The sequence below is a fragment of the Psychrobacter sp. genome (assembly GCF_049295055.1).
Lineage (GTDB): Bacteria > Pseudomonadota > Gammaproteobacteria > Pseudomonadales > Moraxellaceae > Psychrobacter.
Window position 1 is genome coordinate 1 of sequence record NZ_JBAQQF010000066.1, and the last position, 3,551, is coordinate 3,551.

The 3,551-nt window shown below is 39.3% G+C and carries 2 protein-coding genes; both read left to right on the forward strand.

The features are described from left to right. Positions 1–132: 132 nt before the first annotated feature. Positions 133–2,499 carry a YfjI family protein gene (locus tag WAZ74_RS09650; RefSeq protein ID WP_422308088.1) on the forward strand — a complete coding sequence of 789 codons (2,367 nt, stop codon included), beginning with the start codon at positions 133–135 and terminating at the stop codon, positions 2,497–2,499. A 103-nt stretch (positions 2,500–2,602) separates the two neighbouring features. Next, positions 2,603–3,073 carry a DUF4268 domain-containing protein gene (locus WAZ74_RS09655; protein ID WP_422308089.1) on the forward strand — a complete coding sequence of 157 codons (471 nt, stop codon included), beginning with the start codon at positions 2,603–2,605 and terminating at the stop codon, positions 3,071–3,073. Positions 3,074–3,551: the final 478 nt, after the last annotated feature.

Consider the following 3,551-nt stretch of genomic DNA (forward strand, 5'->3'; position numbering starts at 1 on the left):
CTGCATAGCACGATTGGATATGTGTCACCTTTTGAATTTGAAAAGCGGTATTATGATAATTTAACCCTGTCAGGCATTGCTGCCTGACTCAAGTAAAACACTCTCCGATATAGTCGGGGCGGTTCATAGAGAATGAATAGTAATAAATTTATAGGTAAGCAACAATTCGACTGTTATGAAGCAGCCTGCAACGATAGTCGAACCAATAAAGATATTGTTCAGCAAATATCTAAAACACCAAACAATAGAAGCGACAAAGCCCACGCTTCTAGCGTAGGCTTATCACAATATATCGCAGATTTTAGACTCGCTACATTGACAGATGTAGTCGGTCATAACACATTAGAAGGTTTACTAAGCAATGAAGAATTAAACTCAGTCATCTATCTAGATAGAGATATTACCATATTTACAGGCGCACTAGCAGGTGAAAAACAACTCGATACCAAAGGCACTATAGGACTACTAAAAGTTAATAACCAAGCTGAGATTGTCACACTTGCCAGCATACCGCTTGATGACAACAGATGCATTTTTATAGCTGATACTGATATACCGAGCGCCTTTGTCATTGGCTCAATGAGTCGTGATAGCAAATGGATAGTGATCGCTGACTTAGCTAAAGCCGTACGATGTTATAACGCTTATCGCAAGCAAGGCATTGATGTGACCGTACTCACTTGCCTTGTACCTAGCTTATTTAATCGGACGGTAAAACACTTTGCAGAGGTGCAGCAAGTGACCATCATGACCACCTCACAAAATAGAGCCAAGGTGATCACACCACTTAAAGGCGTGAATGTTGAAGCTATCGTTTGTGAACATACACTTATTTATGACGCGCTTGAGTTTGACGCTGATTATGATGACTTAATGGCTGATGCTGAGATCATAAACTTGCAAGCACTAGGCAAACCTAAACCCAAACCGATTAGCCAAACACTGCCACCAGTTAAGACGCTGACAAGGGCTATGATGCCAAAACTACTATGGGGTTATGCTTCAAACAGTGCTGAGCGCTTGAGCGTACCTATTGAGTATGTGCTAATGCCATTAATGGTATCTTTAGGTAGCTTGATAGGTTCGAAGCTGAGCATCTACCCGAAGATGTATGATAACTGGGAAGTTGTACCTAATTTTTATGGCGCGATCATTGGTAACCCGTCGAGCAAGAAATCACCGTCATTATCTGAGGGATTAAAGCCACTATCACATCTAGTGGCACTCGCTAAAGATAAGTACAATGAGGACAAGCTCGAGCATGATACTCAAAAAGAGCTAAATAAGCATATGACAAAGGCAGCTGAGAAGCAGCTCAGTGACCTTGCTAAAAAAATGGCAATCCAAACTGATGATGATGCTGAAGTCACTCAAGATGATCTCAAAGCCAAAGCGCAAGAGTTGGCAGAGGCAAAACAAAGTGATGAGCTAATACCTGAGATTAAACGCTACGTTACTGATGATGGTACGATTGAGAGTATCGGAGAGCTTGAGAGCAAACACAAAAACGGTATGCTGGTTAAGCGTGATGAGCTGACAGGTTGGCTTGCCTCATTAGAGAGTGAGAGCAATCAACAAGCACGTTCATTCTATCTTGAGGGCTTTAACGGCTTAGGTAGCTTTCAAGTCGATAGGATAGGCAGAGGCTCAGTGTTTATCGACACACATTGTCTATCGGTCATTGGTGGCATACAGCCTGACAAGCTTGAATATTACTTATCTAAGACGATGAAAGGGTTAGGCAATGACGGACTTATTCAACGCTTTCAATTAATGGTCTACCCTGATCCACTGCCAAACAGTAAAGAGCGCGATTTACCACCTGACAAACAAAGTCGTGATGCTATCTATAATTTGTTTGAAACCATTGAGAGTATGCAGCTAGGTGACTTCATGCGATACGGTGCAAACCCGATTGATGACTACCACAAGCGCCCCTATTACCGCTTTACTAATGATGCCTTTCAAGTATTTATGAATTGGTATGATGCGCTCAAAATAAGGGCTAATGATGCTGAGCATAGCATCATAGCTGAGCATCTCATTAAGTATGCTAAAACAGTGCCGTCATTAGCGCTAGTGTTTCATTTAGTCGATTGTATCGAGCATGGTACTTCATTAGGTGCAGTCAATATGAACGCACTCAAGGCAGCACTTGCATGGTGTGACGTATTAGAAAGTCATATGATGAGGATATATAGCACCGTTACTGACAGCGCGAATATCAAAGCGTCTTATTTAGCCGATAAAATTATTAAAATGGTCAAAAAGGGAGCTGACAAAACTGACACAACCGACTGGATAAGTCATGGCTTTACGGCTAGGCAACTAGTCCGTAAAGGATGGAAAGGTCTAAATGATGCTGATGATGTATTGAACGCGCTTGAAATATTAGTCGAACATGACTGGTTAAGCTGGCAGGAAATACCAAGTACAGGACAAGGAGGTAGACCTACTGAGCGTTATTCTATCAATTCAAGATTGAGCGAGCTTATATAGGTTTTGTCAGTTATGTCAGTAAAGTTATGGGCGTTATTAATAAATAACGTCCTGCTCATATAATGCTGATATGATAAAAAGTAACTATAAATAAGAGGTGTTCATGACTGATATAAACAAAGAATTAGTAAAGAAATTTTGGACTCAATTTATCTCAAAACGAATAGAGGGCTATGAAAATATTTATAAGGGGAAAAACCTTCCTGTTAAGCCTAGTATAGAAAGGAAAATCAACTCTCAGGGAATAAATCCTGAATTTACTATACACATAAATTTGAATAAAAGTAGTGTCGATGTTACTCTGGTTGTTTATGAAAAAGGTAGAGATGAAGAAGAAAATATTAAAATCATTAATTACTTAGAAAAAAATTCGCATGAAATACAAGAAAAAATCACTGATAAGATAGTTTGGGAAAACAAATCTGGTAATGACCGTAAAGTTGTCAGAATTAGTAATCAAGGATTACATTACGAAAAGCAAAGTGACTGGAATGAGATTAATAATTGGTGCATAAAAAATAGCTATTTATTAAAGAAGTTTGCTGAAGAAGTCTTACTTAGTTATAACGGCTAATATTTGCTATCTATTTTTGTTACTACTATTATGCGACGTTATTGAAAAATAGCGTCTTTTTTTATGTCCAGAATAGGGTTTCGTCAGTTATGTCAGTAGGATATTAAGTCTTATTAAAATTATCTCCTAAATTAAAGACTAGACTGGCTCTACTGCAAACACTTTGATAGAACAAACCTCTAAGCACTCAACTTCGTATCAAGCATCAACCGAATAAACGTCTTAAACTGCTTGGGGTTAGACAATAAGTGCATCGTCATATCTTCAAACGTACCCTTAGCGTCAAACATAGCATCCTCGGCAGCATTTGGATAACCCCCTAGCATAATCTGGTCAACACTGTTATTAGTGAACTGACCCCTGCCGTCAAATCCGTACAGTTAAACTTGGGAGAGTTTAGTTACGCAGCCTGACGATAGAAGTCAAACCACACCTGCCTTGGCGTTTTATAGCCCAAGCCCTTTTGAATTCTTGTTTG